This is a genomic window from Pseudomonas sp. SC11 (genome assembly GCF_047039205.1).
Classification (GTDB): domain Bacteria; phylum Pseudomonadota; class Gammaproteobacteria; order Pseudomonadales; family Pseudomonadaceae; genus Aquipseudomonas; species Aquipseudomonas boreofloridensis.
Map to the genome: position 1 here is coordinate 4,119,112 of NZ_CP178183.1, position 17,971 is coordinate 4,137,082.

The following is a 17,971-nucleotide window of genomic DNA, read 5'->3' on the forward strand; positions in this document are numbered from 1 at the left end:
CCGGCAAAGCCGGTTTGGCCATATCACGCAATCGTTGGGGTCTATAGCATTCAGCTATATCGCTCCAGCGCGTTCTTGCGTGATCCCGCTCAACACCGAGGTGCACAAACCCAGTGCATTGGGGCCGAACGCGGAGTAACGTTCAGCCTGCTCGCCGTCCTGCGTGGACGGCCCGCCCGCACATGACAGGAGACCAGTGTGCTCGATCGTTTGGGAATCAGAAGCCGCGTCCTGCTGCTGGCCCTCCTGCCCGCCGGGCTGATGGCGCTGGTGCTGGGCAGTTATTTCACCTGGCTGCAGCAGAACGAACTGCGCAGCCAACTGCTGCAACGCGGCAAGATGATCGCCGAGCAACTGGCCCCGCTGGCCGCGCCAGCCCTGGCACAGAACACGCCGGCGCAGTTGGAGCGGATCGCCGCCGAGGCGCTGGAACAGGCCGATGTGCGCGCGGTGGCGTTCCTCGCCCCGAACCGCTCGCGCCTGGCCCACGCAGGCCCGAGCATGCTCAACCCACCGCCCAGCGGCGGCACCGGCACGCAACTGCTGCAACGCAGCGGCAACGATGCCACGCGCTACCTGATGCCGGTGTTCGGCCATCACCGCGACCTGGCCACCGCGGCGGTGCCGGACGAGCGCGAACGCCTGCTGGGCTGGGTCGAGATCGAACTATCCCACGATGGCACCCTGCTGCGCGGCTACCGCAACCTGTTCACCAGCCTGCTGCTGATCCTTGCCTGTCTGAGCCTCAACGCCCTGCTGGCGCTGCGCATGAGCCGGGCGATCAACGGCCCGATCGGGCGCATCAAGCATGCCGTCACCCAGCTCAAGGAAGGCCACCTCGAAGAACGCCTGCCACCGATGGGCAGCGTCGAGCTGGACGAGTTGGCTGCCGGCATCAACCGCATGGCCGAGACCCTGCACAATGCCCACGAGGAATTGCAGCACAGCATCGACCAGGCCACCGAGGACGTGCGCCAGAACCTGGAAACCATCGAGATCCAGAACATCGAGCTGGACATGGCGCGCAAGGAAGCGTTGGAGGCCAGCCGCATCAAGTCCGAATTCCTCGCCAACATGAGCCACGAAATCCGCACCCCGCTCAACGGTATCCTCGGCTTCACCCACCTGCTGCAAAAGAGCGAGCTCACGCCACGACAGCTCGACTACCTGGGCACCATCGAGAAATCGGCCGACAACCTGCTGGGCATCATCAACGAGATTCTCGACTTCTCCAAGATCGAAGCCGGCAAGCTGGTGCTCGACAGCATTCCGTTCAACCTGCGCGACCTGATCCAGGACACCCTGACCATCCTGGCGCCCGCCGCCCACGCCAAGCAGTTGGAACTGGTCAGCCTGGTCTATCGCGACACGCCGTTGTCGCTGATCGGCGATCCATTGCGGCTCAAGCAGATCCTCACCAACCTGGTGAGCAATGCCATCAAGTTCACCCGCGAAGGCACCATCGTCGTGCGCGCCATGGTCGAGGACGAACACGAGGACACCGCACAGTTGCGCATCAGCGTGCAGGACACCGGCATCGGTCTGTCACCGCAGGACGTGCGCGCGCTGTTCCAGGCCTTCAGCCAGGCCGACAACTCGCTCTCTCGCCAGCCCGGCGGCACCGGCTTGGGACTGGTGATCTCCAAGCGCCTGATCGAGCAGATGGGCGGCGAAATCGGCGTCGACAGCACGCCCGGCGAAGGCTCGCAGTTCTGGATCAACCTCAACTTGCCCAAGGCCCATGACGATACCGACGCCTTGCCGCTGCAGGCCCTGATCGGTCGCCGCGCCGCGATCGTCGATGGGCATGAACTGGCGCGCCAGGCGTTGCAGCATCAGTTGGAGGATTGCGGCCTGAGTGTCAGTCTGTTCGGCTCGTTCGACCAACTGCTGCAAGGGGTGCAGGCGGCCAGTCAGGCCGGGCAGCCGTTCGAACTGGCGGTGCTTGGCGCCCACCTCGGCATCCTCGCGCCGGAACGCCTCGGCCAGTACCACCAGCAGCTCGAGCGCCTGGGCTGCCAATGCGTGGTGCTGTGCCCGACCACCGAGCAGGCGCAGTACCACCCGTTCCTGCCCAATGGCCACGGCCAACTGCTGTCCAAGCCCACCTGCACCCGCAAACTGCGGCGCCTGCTATTGGAGCTGATGCAACCGAGCCGCCCCAACGTCGATGTGCGCCAGGGCATCGGCACGCGCCTGCCGCGCATCCTGTGCGTCGACGACAACCCGGCCAACCTGCTGCTGGTGCAAACCCTGCTCGAGGACATGGGCGCCCAAGTGGTCGCGGTGGACAGCGGCTTCGCGGCGGTGGAGGCAGTCCAGGCTGCGCCCTTCGACCTGGTGCTGATGGACGTGCAGATGCCGGGCATGGACGGCTGCGCCTGCACCGAACAGATCCGCGACTGGGAAACGCGCCAGAACGATCCGCCGCTGCCCATCGTCGCCCTCACAGCGCACGCCATGGCCAATGAAAAGCGCGCCTTGTTGCACAGCGGCATGGATGATTATCTGACCAAGCCGATCAGCGAGCGCCAACTGGCCCAGGTGGTGATGAAATGGACCGGGCTGAACCTCGGCACGCCGCCGCCGGAGCGCGCCAGCGAACGCCTGCCCGACAGCAGTGAACTGCTGGTGCTGGATCACGAGGAAGGCCTGCGCCTGGCAGCCGGCAAAGCGGACCTGGCCGCCGACATGCTGGCCATGCTGCTGGCGTCGCTGGAGGGCGACCGTCAGGCCATCGCCAGCGCGCGCGAGCTGGGTGACCGCGCGGCGATGATCGAGCGCGTGCATCGCCTCAACGGGGCTTCGCGCTATTGCGGGGTACCGCAACTGCGTGCGGCCTGCCAGCGCGCCGAGACCTTGCTCAAGCAGGACAGCCCGCAAACCACCCAGGCGCTCGACGAGTTGGACCTGGCCATCGAGCGTCTGGCGCAACAGGCGCACTTGAGCGCCTGACAACCGATTGCCGAAGGAGTATCGCGCATGCGCATCCTGTTGTTCAGCAGCCAACACTACGACCAGGAAAGCTTCAGCCAGGCCGCCATCGACAGCGGCCTGGAACTGCACTTTCAACCCGCTCGCCTGACCCTGGACACGGCACCGCTGGCGCAGGGTTTCGCCGTGGTCTGCGCCTTCATCAATGACGAGCTGGATGCCGAGGTACTGGAATGCCTGGCCAGCGGCGGCACCCGCCTGATCGCCCTGCGCTCGGCCGGCTACAACCATGTGGACCTGGCCGCAGCGGCGCGCCTGGGGCTGACCGTGGTGCGGGTACCAGCCTACTCGCCGCACGCCGTGGCCGAGCACGCGGTCGCGCTGGTCCTGGCACTCAACCGTCGCCTGCACCGCGCCTACAACCGCACCCGCGACGGCGACTTCACCCTGCACGGGCTGACCGGCTTCGACCTGCATGGCAAAACCGTGGGCGTGGTCGGCACCGGACAGATCGGCGCGACCTTCGCCCGCATCATGGCCGGCTTCGGCTGTCGCTTGCTGGCCTACGACCCGCAGCCCAATCCCGAGTTGCTGGCACTGGGGGCCCGCTACCTGGAGCTGCCCGAGCTGCTCAGCGAGTCGCGCATCATCAGCCTGCACTGCCCGCTGACCGACGCCACCCGTCACCTGATCAACGCCCGCAGCCTGGCCAGCCTGCAGCCAGGCGCCATGCTGATCAACACCGGACGCGGCGCGCTGGTCGACACACCGGCGCTGATCGACGCGCTCAAGAACGGTCAACTCGGCTACCTGGGCCTGGATGTCTACGAGGAAGAAGCGCAGCTGTTCTTCGAGGACCGCTCCGACCAGCCGCTGCAGGACGACGTGCTGGCCCGCCTGCTGACCTTCCCCAACGTCATCGTCACTGCCCACCAGGCCTTCCTCACCCAGGAAGCCTTGGCGGCGATCGCTGCCACCACGCTGGACAACGTGCTCCACTGGGCGGCAGGCGATGCGCGCAACACCGTCACGGGTTAGGATACGCGGCATTTCTGGAGGACCCATGGTCGAGCACGATTTCCGCTACACCCTTTTCAACCCGCAACACACCCTGATCGAATGCCGCGCCCTGGTGCCAGGTCGCTACCAGGTGACCGGCAACGGCGGCTCGATGCACAAGGGCGACGCCCTGCTGGTCACCCTCAAGGGCAGCAAGGACCTGTCCATGCGCCTGACCGTCGAAAGCGTGCGCCACCTGATCAACCCGCGCGGCCAGTGGGTTGCCGTGGCCAGCGGCCCGGTGTTCAACGAGCTGGAAATCCTCACCTGGCAGGTCAAGTGCGACCAGTGCGAAGCCGTGCTCGACTTCGAGTTCGCCGTCGACGCCAAACTGGGCAAGAAGGCCCGCCAGCCGGCCGCCAGCGCCCGTATCGCCGAACTGGGCTGGCGCAGCGAAGGCGAGCGTCACCTGTGCCGTCAGTGCCAGGCAGGCGCGCAATGAAGCATCTGTTGACCTGCGCGGCGCTGCTCGGTGGTCTGCTCGGCTGCGCCGCCGAGCCTTCGAAGCTGCAGCACGAGCGCAGCTATGTCCTGGAATGGATCGGCGAACGCCCGCTGATCGACAACAGTCACCTGACCCTGACCCTGGCTGACGATGGTCGCGCCTATGGCACCGCCGGCTGCAACCACTGGTTCGCCAGCTACACGCAGAACGGCGAGCGGCTCAGCTTCGGCCAGGTCGGCAAGACCCGCAAGCTGTGCGCCCCGGCACTGATGGAGCAGGAAGAACGCTATCTGAAGGCGCTGCAGAGCGTGCAGCGCTGGGATGTCTCGAGCATCGAGCAGATCCGCCTGTGGCCTGCCGAAGGCAAGCCCCTGCGCTTCTGGGCTGAAGAAGACTGAGGTCATTCAGGGCTGCCAAGCACGCCATCGCCGGTCGACCTGCGATGGACTGCGCAGCAGCCCTGAAAACCGTCAGGCTCCCTTCAATGCCTTGATCTTGGCCTGGAGCCCTTCGAGCGTCTGCTCGCCGAGCAACTGCTCGCGCACCTTGCCCTTGTCATCGATGATGTAGGTCACTGGCAACGCCTCGCTGCGCGGCAACTCGTAGTGCTCGGCAGGATCCTGCGCCAGCACGGTGAATTCGATGCCAAGCGCCTGGGCCGCCTGCTTGAGATCCTCGCCCTGCAGGCCATCGAAGTTCACCCCCACCACCTTGATGCCCTGCGCCTGCCACTGCTGGGCCGCGCTGTTCAGTTCCGGGATTTCCGTGCGGCACGGACCGCACCACTCGGCCCAGTAGTTGAGCACCAGCCAGTGCCCGTCGAGCTGCTCGGCCTTTACCGTGTTGCCGTGTTGGTCCACGCCGTAGTCCGCACCGCAGCCGCCGAGCAACAGGCTCGCGGTGATCGCCAGTGCAGCCGCCAAACGCCTTGCCATGGGTCAATCCTTCTCGAAGTTTTAAAGCATGAAATGTCGGACGCAGCGGGTAGAATAGCCGCCACACCCAGCTGGATGCGACCCGTCATGCCCGAACTGACCCTCTACCATAACCCACGCTGCTCGAAATCCCGTGGCGCCCTGGAACTGCTGGAAGCCCGCGGCCTGGCACCGACCATCGTGCGCTACCTGGAAACCCCGCCCGATGCGGCCACCCTGCACGCGCTGCTCGGCAAGCTCGGCATCGGCGCGCGCCAGTTGCTGCGCAGCGGCGAAGACGAATTCAAGACCCTGGACCTGGCCAACCCCGCCCTCAGCGAGGCGCAACTGATCGAGGCCATGGTCCAGCATCCGAAACTGATCGAACGCCCGATCCTCGTCGTCGACGACAAGGCCGTGATCGGCCGTCCCCCGGAAAACGTCCTGGAGCTCTTGCCATGAGCGAACCCTACATCCTGGTGCTGTACTACAGCCGTCACGGCTCCACCAGCGAGATGGCCCGGCATATCGCCCGCGGCGTCGAAATGGCTGGGCTGGAAGCGCGGCTGCGCACCGTACCGGCCATTTCCACAGACTGCGAAGCCGTGGCGCCGGACATTCCCGCCAGCGGCGCGCTCTACGCCAACCTGGACGACCTGCGCCAGTGCGCGGGCCTGGCCTTGGGCAGCCCGACCCGCTTCGGCAACATGGCAGCGCCGCTGAAGTACTTCCTCGACGGCACCAGCAGCCTGTGGCTGGGCGGCGAACTGGTGGGCAAGCCTGCGGCCGTGTTCACCTCCACCGCCAGCCTGCACGGCGGCCAGGAGACCACCCTGCTGTCGATGCTGCTGCCGCTGATGCACCATGGCATGCTGGTCACCGGCCTGCCCTACAGCGAGTCCGCCTTGCTGGAAACCCGTGGCGGCGGCACGCCCTATGGCGCCAGTCACCATGCCGGCGCCGATGGCAAGCGCGAGCTGGACGAGCACGAAATCGCCCTGTGCCGCGCCCTGGGCCAACGCTTGGCGAGCACGGCCAAGGCGCTGAGTCACGCACGTGGCTAAAAAACCCAAGATACTGCCGACACTCGACTGGCTGGCTCCCCGCCTGCGCCTGACCCGCGCACTGGCACTGGCCTGCTTCTGTGGGCTGATCGCCCTGCTGGTAGTGAACGATGTCTGGTTCGCCGACCTGCACGGCGCCCGCGTCGCGGTGATCCTGGTCATCGAGCTGGTACCGCTGCTGCTGTTGCTGCCCGGCATGCTGATCGGCAGCGCCCGGGCACATGCCTGGACCTGCTTCGTGGTGAACCTCTATTTCATCAAGGGCGTGCTGGCGGCCTTCGACCCGGCCAGGGCGCTGTTCGGCTGGATCGAAGTGCTGGTGAGCCTGGCGCTGTTCGTCAGCGCCTTGCTGTTCGTGCGCTGGAAGTTCCAGTTCGAACGGCGTATAGCGGGCGAAGGTCAGTAGGCGCCCGCCTCGCCGTCTCAGTGATTGACGGTATGGGCCAGCATCACCGACAACTGACACAGCGGCCGCCCGCTTTCTTCATGCCAGCGATTGAACACCTCTTGCACCAACGCCAGGTCGCGCTGGCTGGTCGGCGCCTTGTCGATCACCTTTTGGGCGATCAGCGCGGCGGCCATGTCTTCGGTGGGCACGAAAGTATCCTTGCCGACCATGCGCAGAAAGCGCGGTGCCGACAGCCCCCCGAGCTGGTTGCCATGCTTGGCCAAGTACTTCCACAGGCCGACAATGTCGTTCTCGGGCCAGTCGGCGATGAACGCGCCGAAACTGCCCTTTTCCTTGGCCACGTCGAGGATCATCTGCGCGTTGCGCGGCACGCTCTTGAGCTTGCCCAAGTGACGGATGATGCGGGTGTCCTGCATCAACCGCTCCAGGTGCTCGGCGCTCATCAGCACCACCTTTTCCGGGTCGAAGCCGAAGAACACCTGCTCGAACGCGGGCCACTTGGCATCCACCAGACTGTGCTTGAGCCCGGCGCGAAAGACCCGCAGCGCCAGGGTCGACAGGTAGCGATCATCCGGCAGGGCGCGCAACTGGGCGGCCGAGCGCGGTTGCGGCAAGAAGGCTTCGAGCGCCTTGGCCGAGCCGAAGCGATCCAGGCAGTACGTGTGCAGCCACTGATAGTCGCGCATCGGATCAGACGTTCAGCACATCGAGAAAGCGCGGCGTGGCGCTTTCGTCGATCTTCAGGCCCGTGAAGTCGAACAGGTTGCGGTCGGCCAGTTGCGACGGCGCGACGTTCTGCAGCGCGCGGAAGATGCTGTCGGTGCGTCCTGGGTGCTTGCGCTCCCACTCCACCAGCATGTCCTTGACCACCTGGCGCTGCAGGTTTTCCTGAGAGCCGCACAGGTTGCACGGGATGATCGGGAAGTCCTTCATGTCCGAGTAAGCCTGGATGTCCTTCTCGCTGCAGTAGGCCAACGGACGGATCACCACGTTGCGACCGTCGTCGGCGCGCAGCTTCGGCGGCATGCCCTTGAGCGCGCCGTTGAAGAACATGTTGAGGAAGAAGGTCTCGACGATGTCGTCGCGGTGATGACCGAGCGCCATCTTGGTCGCGCCGATTTCATCGGCAAAGGTGTACAGGGTGCCCCGGCGCAGGCGTGAGCACAGCGAGCAGGTGGTCTTGCCCTCGGGGATCAGTTCCTTGACCACCGAATAGGTGTCTTTCTCGACGATGTGATACTCGACGCCCAAGGTCTTCAGGTAGGCCGGCAGCACATGCTCGGGAAAGCCCGGCTGCTTCTGGTCCATGTTCACCGCGACGATCTGGAAGCTGATCGGCGCCACCTTCTGCAGGTGCAGCAGAACGTCGAGCATGGTGTAGCTGTCCTTGCCCCCGGACAGGCAGACCATGACCTTGTCGCCATCCTCGATCATGTTGTAGTCGGTGATGGCTTCGCCGGCGAGACGACGCAGGCGTTTTTGCAGTTTGTTCTGGTTGACCGAGAGGGTGCCCATAGCGCTTGGATCCGCGAGGTGTGACAAAAGCCGAACATTTTACCTGCAAACCGAGCCCAGGCGTAGGGCCTTCTGATCAGCAGCGCCATGCCGAGTCTGACCGGCGGCTCGTCGGCCGCCAACGGCTTGCGGCATAATGGCGAGCCAGGAGAATTGCCCCGCCATGCCCGAGCTGCTCACGCAACGCGTCGAAACCTGTTACCAGCTAGCCGAAACCTTTTTCAAACGCACCTTCCCGCGCCCGCAGGTCAGCTTCAAGCTGCGCGGGCAGAAGGCCGGCGTCGCCCATCTGCATGAAAACCTGCTGCGCTTCAACCTGCAGCTGTACCGCGAGAATCACGACGACTTCCTGCGCCAGACCGTGGCCCATGAAGTGGCGCACCTGATCGCTCACCAGCTGTTCGGCGACCGCATCCAGGCCCACGGTGAGGAATGGCAGTTGATCATGCGCGGGGTCTACGAGCTGCCGCCCGAGCGCTGCCACCGCTACGAAGTGCAGCGTCGCGTGGCCACGCGCTACATCTATCGCTGCCCCTGCCCGGACAGCGACTTCGCCTTCACCGCCCAGCGCCACACACTGGTACGCCAGGGGCGCCGCTACCTGTGTCGGCGCTGTCGGCACGTGCTGGTCTTCAGCGGACAGACCCGGGTCGAGTAAGCATCTGCCGCGCTGGACATGAAAAAGGCGACCCGAGGGTCGCCTTCCTTTATCGCACTACCACCACGATCAACGCACGGCCGGACCTTCGGCTACGCCCAGGTCGTCGGTCGGACGAGTCTCGACCAGCGGCGAGCCACCGGAGGCCAGCTCGGACTGCAGCTTGTCGGTATCCAGCTCCTTGACCCACTTGGCGACCACTACAGTGGCAACGGCGTTACCGACCAGGTTGGTCAGCGCACGGGCTTCGGACATGAAGCGGTCGATCCCGAGGATCAGCGCCAGACCGGCAACCGGCAGGTGACCGACCGCCGACAGGGTGGCGGCCAGGACGATGAAGCCCGAACCGGTCACACCCGCAGCCCCTTTGGAGGCGACCAGCAGCACCAGCAGCAGGGTGATCTGGTGAGTGATGTCCATAGTGGTGTCGGTGGCCTGGGCGATGAACACCGCAGCCATGGTCAGGTAGATCGAGGTGCCGTCCAGGTTGAACGAGTAGCCGGTCGGGATCACCAGGCCAACGACGGATTTCTTCGCGCCCAGGCGCTCCATCTTGGTCAGCATGCGTGGCAGGGCCGACTCCGACGAAGACGTACCCAGCACGATCAGCAGTTCTTCACGGATGTAGCGGATCAGCTTGAGGACGCTGAAGCCGTGGGCGCGGCAGATGGCGCCCAGCACCACCAGCACGAACAACAGGCAGGTGACGTAGAAGCAGGCCATCAGGTAGCCCAGTTGCACCAGCGAACCGACACCGTACTGGCCGATGGTGAAGGCCATGGCACCGAAGGCACCGACCGGCGCCAGCTTCATGATCATGTTGATGATGTTGAACATGACGTGGGCGAAGCGATCGATCATCTCCAGCAGCGGCTTGCCGTAGCTGCCCAGACGGTGCAGGGCGAAGCCGAACAGCACCGAGAACATCAGCACTTGCAGGATGTCGCCGTTGGCGAAGGCACCGACCACGGTGGCCGGGATCACGTTGAGCAGGAAGCCGACGGTGGTCTGCTGCGCACCGGCCGAGGCGTAGGCCGCAACGCTGCTGGCGTTCAGGGTGCTGACGTCGACGTGCATACCAGCGCCAGGCTGGACCACGTTGACCACGATCAGGCCGATGATCAGGGCGATGGTGGAAACGATTTCGAAGTACAGGAGTGCGTAGCCGCCGGTCTTGCCAACCGACTTCATGCTCTGCATGCCGGCGATGCCGCTGACCACGGTACAGAAGATGATCGGAGCGATGACCATCTTGATCAGTTTGACGAAGCCGTCACCCAGCGGTTTGAGGGCGACGCCGGTTTCCGGATAGAAATGGCCGAGCAGAATACCGATGGTGATGGCAACGATCACCTGGAAATACAGGGATTTGTACAGCGGCTGACGTTTCGTCATGGCGTGATCTTCCTCAAGTGTGCCGATTCACCCTTCCCAGGGCGAGGCACCTAAAGCGCGAACCCTCCTGCACCTGGAGGGATTTGTCATTGTGTTAGAGCTGCCTGGGCAGGTCTCTGACAAAGCTTTAGCAAGGCTGATGCCAAAATGCCCGATACGGGTGCAACACGAGTGTTTACGGGAAGTTTCTGCCCAAGGACAGGGCAACAAGACGTGTAGGATATGGCGGAATTCCGCCCTGTGGCGAAATTCGTACACCCTGAGTGGCGGGAATCCGCCCAAGGCCGGCGCAACCTGGGCAGATCATTCCTGGTTGAAGGTGATCCTGAACGCAGCGCCGCCGAGCGGCGAATCCTCGAGCGTCAGGCGCCCGTCGAAGCTGTCGATGATGTCTTTGACCACTGCCAGGCCGATGCCCTGACCTGGATGCTGGCGATCCAGGCGCTCACCGCGCTGCAGAATCCGCTCACGTTGATCGGCCGGGACACCGGGGCCGTCGTCTTCGATGCACAGCACCTGTTGACCCGGCAACGTCTCGAAGCTCACCCGCACCTGCTCCAGGCACAGGCGATAGGCGTTCTCCAGCAAGTTGCCGAGCAGTTCGAGCAAGGCGCCTTCCTCGATCGGCACGCGCGCCTGCGGGGCAACGTTCAGTGTCACCGCCACGCGCTTGTCGCGATACACCTTGTCCAAGGTGCTGCACAAGCTGTCGAGCACTGGCGCCAGGCGCACCTGGTGTCGCACCAGGCCACTCTTGCGCAGGCTGGCGCGCTGTAATTGGTAGTCGATCTGCTGACTCATGCGTTCGATCTGGCTCTGCAGCACGCGCGCCTGTTCACGCTCGCCACTGCCGCGTCCCATGCTCTCGCCCACGCCTTGCAACACCGCCAGCGGCGTCTTCAAGCTGTGCGCCAGGTCGTCCAGCGAATCGCGGTAGCGCTGGCGTTGTTCGCGCTCGCTGTGCAGCAGCCGGTTGAGCGAGCTGGTCAGGCGCAGCAGTTCGCGCGGATGCTCGCGACTCAGGCCCTCGCGGGCGCCGCTCTCCACCTCGTCCAGTTCGTGGCTGAGCCTGCGCAGTGAACGCAGCCCCCAGGTCAGGCCGGCCCACAGCAACACCATCAGCGCCAGCAAGGCCGCGCCAAAGCCCAAGTAGAGCTTTTCGCGCAGGCCGTCGAGGGTATGCTGGTACTCGCGCACCGGTTGCAGGGCGACGATGCTGAATGCTGCGCTGCGACCACCGAGCAGCTTGACTTCCACGTCATAGACGAAAAATTCGTCGCCATTGTCCTGGCGGATTCGGGCGAACTCGTTGCCATGGCCGTCATAGCGGGGCTGGTAGTTGATGTGTCGATCGGTGGTGGCACGCGAACGCCACACCAGACGCCCTTCTCGGTCGAAGATGTAACCGAGCAGGCCGACGCTGGGCAGGTTGTAGCGCTCGTCAGGCAGAAGATCGGGCATCTGCAAATGGCCGTGTTCGACGCGCGCGGCAGAAATCAGCGTGGTGATGTCCGAGGCCAGGCGCTGCTCGATCGACTCCTGCAAGGCCAGGCTGAAGGCCTTCTGCAAGGCCGGCAGCAGCGCCAGCATGAACAGCAGCGCCAGCACTGCGGCGGCCAGCATCAGGCGCACGCGCAGCGAACGAATCATCGGCAGCGCTCGGTGAACAGGTAGCCCAGGCCGCGAACGGTGTCGATCGGTTTGAAGCCGTTGTCGCCCTCGAGCTTGCGGCGCAGCCGGCCGACCAGCACCTCGATGACGTTCGGATCACGCTCCTCGTCGTCCGGGTAAAGCTGTTCCATCAGTCGATCCTTGGCCACCACCTGCTGGTGATGACGCATGAGGTATTCAAGGATGCGATATTCGTAGGCAGTCAGCGCCAGCGGCTGCTCGTCGAGGGTGGCCTGTTTGCGATTGAGGTCCAGCACCAAAGGCCCGGCGGCGATGGTCGACTGGGTGAAACCGCTGGAGCGGCGCAGCAGCGCGTTCAGGCGGGCTTCCAGCTCCTCGAACTGGAAAGGTTTGACCACGTAGTCGTCGGCACCCGCGGCCAGCCCTTCGACCTTGTCTTGCCAGTTACCGCGGGCGGTGAGAATCAGGATGGGAAAAGTCTTGTCCTGGCTGCGCAGTTGGCGGATCAGGTCCAGGCCGCTCATGCCCGGCAGCCCAAGGTCGATGACGGCGAGATCGTGGTTGTACTGGCCGGCCTGGTACAGCGCCTCCTCTGCATCGCCGACCGCTTGGACCACGTGTCCGCTTTCGCCCAGGCGCGTGTACAGGTGGTGACGCAGCAGCGCTTCATCCTCGACCACCAGCAACTTCATGTCATTCTCCTTTTTCTCGCACCGCCTGAACAAAGGCGGGCTGGCACAGCATAACAGCGAACCGGCAGGGGGAGCCCCGGCCGGTTCTTCGAGCCTGTCGCGTTAGAACTTGTAGGTGGCGGCCAGGTAGGTTTGAGCGCTGCTGGTCAGGCGTAGAGCACCTTGCTTGTCACCGCCATGGGGCGAAAGTTCGGTGGAGGCGTTGGTGCGCAGGTAGCGGTAGCCCAGCTCCACCGAGGCGTTGTCTGTCACTTGCTGGATCACACCGGCCTGCAGCCCGACGGCGTAGCCGTAGTTGGTGTCGCGACTGTAGCCGGACGAGGTCTGAGTCATCTTGGTCATGCCCAGGCTGGCACCACCGAACAGTTTGGCGGTATCAGTGATCGGCAGGAACAGATCGTAGCTGCCGAGCAGGTTTTCCTGGCGCAGCTTGATGCCGCTGTGGCTGTCGGAGACGTTGTCGTAGGTGAGGTAGTAGCGGCCCTGATCGTTCATCTGTCCGACCCGCAGGCCCCAGGTGCCGTCCTTGTTGATGATGCCATCGGTGTTCAGGTGATCGGTGTTGCGTTGCAGCAGGCCGGACTTGCGAATCTTGTCGCTGGTCTGGCCGTAGGTGACGCTGGCGAACGTGTCGTCGGCCTGGGAGGTAGCGGTGAAGCCGGAGGCGCAGACAGCCATGGCGACCATCAGGGTATTGAGTGCTTTCATGCTTTGTTTCTCCAATGAGGTGCGCTGTGTGGGTGTGAGGGCTAGAGTAAGCAGGGCAGCCTGAACCGCCCCTGAACCCCGACTGAACCTCGGCTGAACGAACCGAACGTGAACAGCACCCGCACCTGGAGATCCCCCATGCGTTTCCTGCTTGCCCTGGCCCTGATGTGCAGCGCCGCCCTCGCCCAGGCGGCGGTACAGACCCGCGAGATTCGCTACCAGGACGCCGACGGCACGCCGCTGATCGGCTACTACGCCTATGACGACGCCCTCGATGGCAAGCGCCCCGGCATCGTCGTGGTGCACGAGTGGTGGGGGCTGAACGATTACGCCAAGCGGCGCGCCCGCGACCTTGCCGCGTTGGGCTACAACGCCCTGGCCATCGACATGTATGGCGACGGCAAGCACACCGAGCACCCACAGGACGCCCAGGCCTTCATGGCCGCCGCGCTGAAGGACCCGGCTGCGGCCGCGCGGCGCTTCGACGCGGGCCTGGCGCTGCTCAAGCTGCAACCCAACACCAACAAGCATGAGCTGGGTGCGGTGGGCTACTGCTTCGGCGGCAAGGTGGTGCTCGATGCCGCTCGCCGGGGCGAGAAGCTCGATGGCGTGGTGAGCTTCCACGGCGCGCTGGTCACCCAGACACCCGCCCAGCCAGGCGTGGTCAGGGCCAAGATTCTGGTCGAGCATGGCGAAGCCGACAGCATGGTCACACCGCAGCAGGTGGAGGCTTTCAAGCAGGAAATGGCCGCTGCCGGTGCCGACATGACGTTCGTCGGCATTCCCGGTGCCAAGCACGGCTTCACCAATCCCGACGCCGACCGCCTGAGCCATGGCGAGCATGGCGGGCCGGACATCGGCTATGACAAGGCTGCTGATGAAAGCTCTTGGCGGGACATGCAGGCGTTCTTCAAACAGGCCTTCAAGTAGGCGGTCAGCCCGGCGTGCGGGGCGGGCCCGGCAGATGGCACAATAGCGCCCATGAACAGACTGCCTACCTGCTGCGCCCCGCTCCAGCACCACTGGCCCCTGCCACAGCCCGTGCCCGACGCGGTGCTGGTCAGTTGCGCCTTCGATCCCCAACGCTTGGCCGCCGACGACTTCCAGCGCGCCGGCATCGAACAGAGCGCCAGCCTGCAACGCTCGGTGGCCAAGCGCCAGGCCGAGTACCTGGCCGGCCGCGTCTGCGCGCGCGCGGCCCTGCAGCGCCTCGACGGTCGCGATCACGTGCCCGGCACCCATGAGGACCGATCGCCCATCTGGCCTGCGGACATCCGTGGCGCCATCACCCACGGCCAGGGCTGGGCCGCCGCCGTAGTCGTACCCGCCACGGCCTGCCAGGGCATCGGCATCGATCAGGAAAGCCTGCTCGACGACGCGCGCGCCGAGCGCCTGGCCGCTGAAATCCTCACCCCCAGCGAATTGCAGCGCCTGGATCCGGCGCAGATCGGCCTAAGCGTGACGCTGACCTTTTCGCTCAAGGAAAGCTTGTTCAAAGCCCTCTATCCGCTGACGCTCAAGCGCTTTTACTTCGAGCACGCCGAGCTGCTCGAATGGAGCGCCGACGGCCACGCGCGCCTGCGCCTGCTCACCGATTTGTCGGCCGAATGGCGCAGCGGCCGCGAGCTGGCGGGTCAGTACTGCGTGCAGGACGGCCATCTGCTCAGTCTGGTCAGCGCCTGACACTCAGTGGCGCGGCTGCCGGGCAGGCCAGCTCAAGCTGAAGCAGGCGCCGCCCAGGCCTTCGCTGCGCCCAACCAGTGCCCGCCCACCATGCCAATAGATGATCCGCCGCACGATCGACAGTCCCAGACCGTGACCGCCCGAGGCGCGGGTGCGGCTGTCGTCCAGGCGCGTGAACGGCGTGAAGATGCGGTCCCAGAACCCCTCCGGGATGCCAGGCCCGTCGTCTTCCACGTCGATGCGGCAGCGCTGCGCGTCGAGCTGGTAACTCAAACGCACCTGCGACTCGGCGTGGCGCAACGCATTGCCCACCAGATTCTGCAACGCGCGGTGCAGATAACGCGGCTCGGCTTCGACCCAACGTGGCGCGCCGTCACGGTCTGGGTCCTCGGCTTGCGTCACCCGGATATCCGCGCGCAACGGGGCCAGCTCGGCCACGATCCTGTCCAGCAATTGCCGTACATCGATGCGTTCGAAATTAAGGGCCGGGGCGCCTTGTTCCAGGCGGGCATAGGTGAGCATCTCGTCGACCAGCCGGTCCAGGTCCTGGATGTCGCTGTCCATCCCCGCCAGGTGCTTGGCCCGCGCCTGTTCGGTGTCGGCCTCCTCGATCATCTCCAGGCCGAAACGCAGGCGTGCCACTGGCGTGCGCAATTCGTGTGACACCGCACGTACCAGCTCGCGCTGCATGCTCAGCGAGCGCTGCAGGTGCTCGGCCATGCGGTTGAACGCTGCGGCCAGGCGTCCGACCGAGTCGGCATCGCCGGCCGGCACCCGCGTCTGCAGGCTGCCCTGGGCGATGTGTGAGGCCGCCAGTTCGAGCCCCGAGACGCGGCGCTCGAGCTGACGCACCAGCAGGTAGACCACCAAACCGATCAAGCACAAACCCACTGCCGCGATCAACACCAGCAATGCCGGTGGATAGGGTTTGAACGGGTAGAGTGGTCCAATCTCCAGCACCCAGGGCGAGCCGGACAGTCCAGAGAACACGCGGATGGCGTCCCCGTCGCGGCTCAACGCCATCACCGTGTCGCCCTCCTCCACCCGCCGTCGCTGATCGTCGTCCAGATCCGCGCGCTCGATGCGCTGCAAGCCGATGTCGAAACCAAATCCTTTGCTCTGACGGATCTGCGCCAGGCGCTGTGGCTGCTCGGTCACCGGGTAGCGCACCAGCTCGTCGGCCAGCAGGTACAACGTCGCGCGGGCGAGTTGCTCGCTGATCTGCTTGACCTGCGCCACCAGCACCTGGTCCTCCTGGGCCAACTGGCGCAGTACCTTGGCCGCGTGCGGCCCGGTCTTTTCGACCACCACCAGACCACGCGCCAGACGGCTGCGTTGGCCGGCATCCAGGGGTTGCGCGGACAGCGCCAGCAGATCCAGTGGCACGCCGAGCAGCCGCTCCCAGATCACCAGCGATCGCTTGCGCTCGACCTCGCTCTGCAGCGCCAGGTTGTCCGCCATCAGACTGAAGGTGCCTTGCGCCAGATCCTCTCGGTACTGCGCGGCACGCACGTGGTTGACCAGCTGCAGGCTCAGGACCCCGAGCACGGCGACCAATACCAGCACCGCCAGCATGCCGCCATAAATGCGCAGGAAGATCGAATTCATGGCCCGACATCGCCGACGAACAGATAACCCTTGCTGCGCAGCGTCTTGATCAGACGCGGGTGTACAGGATCGTCGCCGATCTTCGGGCGAATCTTGGAGATGCGGATATCGATGGAGCGGTCCTGGCCGTCATAACCGACGCCGCGCAGCGACGTGCAGATCTGCTCGCGCGACAGCACCCGACCGGCATGGCTGGCCAGCAACCAGAGCAGGTCGAACTCCGCGCCGGTCAGCTCGATCGCCTGCTCGCCCAGCCAGGCCTCGCGCGCACGGCTGTCGATGCGCAGTGCACCGAAACAAAGGCTGTGGGCCTTGCCCAAAGGCGCGTCGCTACGTCGCAGCAGCGCATTGATGCGCGCCAGCAGCAGACGCGGGCGCACCGGCTTGCACACGTAATCGTCGGCGCCCAAGTCCAGGCCCTGGACCTGATCGAGTTCGTCACTGCGCGCGGTCAGCATGAGGATGGGATTGGCGAACTGGCCACGGACCTTTCGGCAAATGCTCAAACCGTTTTCGCCAGGCAGCATCAGGTCGAGCACCACGAGATCGGGCTGGCTGTCGAGGATACGCCGCACGGCCCGCGCGCCATCATGCTCGACCGCCACCTCGAAACCATTACCCTGCAAGTACTCGGCAGTGAGGTCGGCCAGACGCTGATCGTCCTCGACGATGAGGATGCGCTGGAGGGGCTGATCCATCGCCTTCTCCCTTCTTGTTGTGGTGGGCAGGGGCGTCCTGACGTATCGACAGAGGGTCATGTTGCCCTCGGATACTACGTCCAGCCGTGGGGACTGCCAACCACTCGGCAGCTTCTTGCACAGGCCCGGAAAGCGCAAAAAAACGTCCGGACCTGTAGCGACTAGGCCTACAGCGGCGGTCGGCTATTCACTCACAAAGTACCCACAAGATATCCACAGCCCGCTGCCTTGCAATACCCCCCATACCGCATTATCTTGTATCCCCAGCGCGGCGAACCACTACATGTTGTGGCTTCGACCTTGAGCACAACCATAAGTCAACGCAGAAACTCAAGCGATTTTTCTGCCGGAACTTACGCTGATTTCAGCAGCCAAACCGCTCCTGCACAGGCGCGACCGAGGCAAGCCCCCGTGGCCTTGTTCGGGTATGGGTGTTGCAGGCATGGCCTGACACCCGACAGCAACAGTTCCTGGGCTCGCCCAGGATCTTTGACTTCGGCCAGGGAGCGGCAAGCGATTGCCCTTATTCCTGAGTCTGTCCCGAAGTCGGTAAGCCC

General features: G+C 64.8%; 19 protein-coding genes. 10 read left to right on the forward strand and 9 right to left on the reverse strand.

Going from position 1 to position 17,971, the window contains the following annotated elements; translation table 11 throughout:
• Positions 1–198 precede the first annotated feature (198 nt).
• From ACK2SD_RS18370 to ACK2SD_RS18385, 4 genes are read left to right on the forward strand one after another with little or no spacing between them, the layout of a single operon-like run.
• Positions 199–2,955 (forward strand): response regulator, encoded by a 2,757-nt coding sequence (locus ACK2SD_RS18370; RefSeq protein WP_039576052.1) that lies wholly within the window; start codon positions 199–201, stop codon positions 2,953–2,955.
• A 27-nt stretch (positions 2,956–2,982) separates the two neighbouring features.
• Positions 2,983–3,972: a 2-hydroxyacid dehydrogenase gene (locus tag ACK2SD_RS18375; protein WP_412460524.1), complete on the forward strand. Its 990-nt coding sequence runs from the start codon at positions 2,983–2,985 to the stop codon at positions 3,970–3,972.
• Between the two features lie 25 nt (positions 3,973–3,997).
• Positions 3,998–4,435, forward strand: a complete 438-nt coding sequence (locus ACK2SD_RS18380) for a hypothetical protein (protein ID WP_039576049.1) — start codon at positions 3,998–4,000, stop codon at positions 4,433–4,435.
• A complete protein-coding gene (locus ACK2SD_RS18385) occupies positions 4,432–4,836 on the forward strand; it encodes an META domain-containing protein (protein WP_116887732.1) in 405 nt (134 codons plus the stop codon). The genes ACK2SD_RS18380 and ACK2SD_RS18385 overlap by 4 nt, the downstream gene beginning before the upstream one ends.
• 72 nt (positions 4,837–4,908) lie before the next feature.
• On the opposite strand, the gene ACK2SD_RS18390 is transcribed toward ACK2SD_RS18385, so the two are convergent.
• The gene (locus tag ACK2SD_RS18390) at positions 4,909–5,373 is read right to left on the reverse strand and encodes a TlpA disulfide reductase family protein (protein WP_412460525.1); all 465 of its coding nucleotides are present in this window, start codon (positions 5,371–5,373) and stop codon (positions 4,909–4,911) included.
• Positions 5,374–5,460: 87 nt separating this feature from the next.
• Here ACK2SD_RS18390 and arsC point away from each other — a divergent pair, with 87 nt between their 5' ends.
• The 3 genes from arsC to ACK2SD_RS18405 are packed head-to-tail and all read left to right on the forward strand — an operon-like array spanning position 5,461 to position 6,822.
• Entirely contained in the window at positions 5,461–5,814 is a 354-nt protein-coding gene (gene arsC / locus ACK2SD_RS18395) for an arsenate reductase (glutaredoxin) (protein WP_412460526.1), read from the forward strand.
• Complete coding sequence (wrbA, locus tag ACK2SD_RS18400; protein WP_412460527.1) at positions 5,811–6,416, forward strand: NAD(P)H:quinone oxidoreductase; 606 nt, start codon at positions 5,811–5,813, stop codon at positions 6,414–6,416. Before arsC ends, wrbA begins: the two co-directional genes overlap by 4 nt.
• On the forward strand, positions 6,409–6,822 hold the full coding sequence (locus ACK2SD_RS18405; RefSeq protein WP_412460528.1) for a DUF2069 domain-containing protein: 414 nt from the start codon (positions 6,409–6,411) through the stop codon (positions 6,820–6,822). Before wrbA ends, ACK2SD_RS18405 begins: the two co-directional genes overlap by 8 nt.
• 17 nt (positions 6,823–6,839) lie before the next feature.
• On the opposite strand, the gene ACK2SD_RS18410 is transcribed toward ACK2SD_RS18405, so the two are convergent.
• Together ACK2SD_RS18410 and ttcA are read right to left on the reverse strand one after the other, a co-directional pair.
• Positions 6,840–7,511 carry a DNA-3-methyladenine glycosylase I gene (locus tag ACK2SD_RS18410; protein ID WP_412460529.1) on the reverse strand — a complete coding sequence of 224 codons (672 nt, stop codon included), beginning with the start codon at positions 7,509–7,511 and terminating at the stop codon, positions 6,840–6,842.
• Positions 7,512–7,515: 4 nt separating this feature from the next.
• Positions 7,516–8,340, reverse strand: a complete 825-nt coding sequence (ttcA, locus tag ACK2SD_RS18415; protein ID WP_412460530.1) for a tRNA 2-thiocytidine(32) synthetase TtcA — start codon at positions 8,338–8,340, stop codon at positions 7,516–7,518.
• Positions 8,341–8,503: 163 nt separating this feature from the next.
• Between ttcA and ACK2SD_RS18420 the strand changes: the two genes are divergently transcribed.
• Positions 8,504–8,998 (forward strand): SprT family zinc-dependent metalloprotease, encoded by a 495-nt coding sequence (locus tag ACK2SD_RS18420; protein ID WP_295484992.1) that lies wholly within the window; start codon positions 8,504–8,506, stop codon positions 8,996–8,998.
• A 69-nt stretch (positions 8,999–9,067) separates the two neighbouring features.
• Here ACK2SD_RS18420 and ACK2SD_RS18425 read toward each other — a convergent pair whose 3' ends face one another.
• From ACK2SD_RS18425 to ACK2SD_RS18440, 4 genes are all read right to left on the reverse strand, one after another.
• The gene (locus tag ACK2SD_RS18425) at positions 9,068–10,393 is read right to left on the reverse strand and encodes a dicarboxylate/amino acid:cation symporter (protein WP_342649460.1); all 1,326 of its coding nucleotides are present in this window, start codon (positions 10,391–10,393) and stop codon (positions 9,068–9,070) included.
• A gap of 303 nt (positions 10,394–10,696) precedes the next feature.
• On the reverse strand, positions 10,697–12,043 hold the full coding sequence (locus tag ACK2SD_RS18430; protein WP_412460531.1) for an ATP-binding protein: 1,347 nt from the start codon (positions 12,041–12,043) through the stop codon (positions 10,697–10,699).
• Positions 12,040–12,717, reverse strand: coding sequence for a response regulator (locus ACK2SD_RS18435; RefSeq protein WP_342649462.1), 678 nt, complete (start codon positions 12,715–12,717; stop codon positions 12,040–12,042). The genes ACK2SD_RS18430 and ACK2SD_RS18435 overlap by 4 nt, the downstream gene beginning before the upstream one ends.
• A gap of 102 nt (positions 12,718–12,819) precedes the next feature.
• The gene (locus tag ACK2SD_RS18440; protein WP_412460532.1) at positions 12,820–13,425 is read right to left on the reverse strand and encodes an outer membrane protein; all 606 of its coding nucleotides are present in this window, start codon (positions 13,423–13,425) and stop codon (positions 12,820–12,822) included.
• 138 nt (positions 13,426–13,563) lie between these two features.
• Between ACK2SD_RS18440 and ACK2SD_RS18445 the strand changes: the two genes are divergently transcribed.
• Entirely contained in the window at positions 13,564–14,355 is a 792-nt protein-coding gene (locus ACK2SD_RS18445; RefSeq protein WP_039576028.1) for a dienelactone hydrolase family protein, read from the forward strand.
• 51 nt (positions 14,356–14,406) lie between these two features.
• Positions 14,407–15,108, forward strand: a complete 702-nt coding sequence (locus ACK2SD_RS18450) for a 4'-phosphopantetheinyl transferase family protein (protein ID WP_295485000.1) — start codon at positions 14,407–14,409, stop codon at positions 15,106–15,108.
• Positions 15,109–15,111: 3 nt separating this feature from the next.
• Here the strand turns inward: ACK2SD_RS18450 and ACK2SD_RS18455 are convergent, their stop codons facing one another.
• Both ACK2SD_RS18455 and ACK2SD_RS18460 read right to left on the reverse strand, forming a co-directional pair.
• Positions 15,112–16,716: an ATP-binding protein gene (locus tag ACK2SD_RS18455; RefSeq protein WP_412460533.1), complete on the reverse strand. Its 1,605-nt coding sequence runs from the start codon at positions 16,714–16,716 to the stop codon at positions 15,112–15,114.
• The gene (locus tag ACK2SD_RS18460; RefSeq protein ID WP_412460534.1) at positions 16,713–17,414 is read right to left on the reverse strand and encodes a response regulator; all 702 of its coding nucleotides are present in this window, start codon (positions 17,412–17,414) and stop codon (positions 16,713–16,715) included. Before ACK2SD_RS18460 ends, ACK2SD_RS18455 begins: the two co-directional genes overlap by 4 nt.
• Between the last annotated feature and the right edge of the window lie 557 nt (positions 17,415–17,971).